The 1,182-nt window shown below is 62.8% G+C and carries 1 protein-coding gene; it reads left to right on the top strand.

Annotated elements, in window-relative coordinates:
• Positions 1 to 141: 141 nt before the first annotated feature.
• A partial coding sequence (locus ACFYPJ_RS39055) for a hypothetical protein (RefSeq protein WP_389026892.1) occupies positions 142 to 1,182 on the top strand: 1,041 nt, incomplete at its 3' end.

Raw genomic sequence — 1,182 nt, 5'->3', positions numbered from 1 at the left:
GAAACCGACGACCCCTCCGCAGCCAGAATCAGGGCCCTGTACACCTCACAGAACGGCGCTCCCCCTCTGGTCCAACACGGCCAACTACCGAAAAAACCCAAGAAGAACGCACCCGACCGGGAAAAGAAGGCTCGGGCTCGGATGCGCGACCTCCTCAACCCTGCAAGCCGGGCGAGTCTCGCGGAGGAGAAGGCACTGACGGATGCCGGGATTCCGCTTCTGGAACGCAAGGGCGGCGGCTACCACATCAACCCGGAAATAAAGCGGGAGAATGATGATGCCATCGCGCAGGCCAGAGCCGACCGTGCCCTGAACATCGCGAAATTGTACGGCCTCGCACCGGGATACCCCGCCCTGGTCGAGCACGGCGTACTACCGAAACAGGAAAGGAAGGGCGCGCCCGACTGGGAACAGCAGGCCCGGCAGCGGATGTACGGCCTCCTCAAACCCGAAAACCGGGCGAGTTCCGAGGAGGAGGAGGTACTGAGGAAGGCGAGGATTCCGCTGGTGCCACGCAAGGGCGGCGGCTACAACATCAACCCGCAGGTAAAGCGGGAGAATGATGATGCCATCGCACAGGCTGAAGCCGACCGCGCCCTGGACATCGCGAAATTGTACGGCCTGATAAAGGACATCGACGCCCTGGTCAAGCACGGCATACTACCGACACGGGACAGAGAGGAAGCACCCCCGTGGGAACGGCAGGCTCGGCGGCGGCTGCACAACCTCCTCAAACCCGAAAACCGGACGAGTTCCGAGGAGGAGGAGGTACTGAGGAAGGCGAGGATTCCGCTGGTGCCACACGAGGACGGCGGCTACAACATAGACCCACAGGTAAAGCGGGAGAATGATGATGCCATCGCACAGGCCGGAGCCGACCGCGCCCTGAACATCGCGAAATTGTACGGCCTCGCACCGGGATACCCCGCCCTGGTCGAGCACGGCGTACTACCGAAACGGGACAGGAAGGACGCGCCCCGCTGGGAACAGCAGGCCCGGCATCGGCTGCACGACCTCCTCAAACGTGGCGTACGGGCGAGTTCCGAGGAGGAGGAGGTACTGAGGAAGGCGAGGATTCCGCTGCTGTCACGCAAGGACGGCGGCTACTACATCAACCCGGGGATAGAGCGGCAGGATGATGAAGACAATGCACAGGTCAGAGCCGACCGTGCCCTGAACATC

The sequence above is a fragment of the Streptomyces sp. NPDC006012 genome, from assembly GCF_042871185.1.
Classification (GTDB): Bacteria; Actinomycetota; Actinomycetes; order Streptomycetales; family Streptomycetaceae; genus Streptomyces.
Note: the sequence above shows the minus strand (reverse complement) of the source record. Positions and strands in the feature narration are given on the sequence as shown.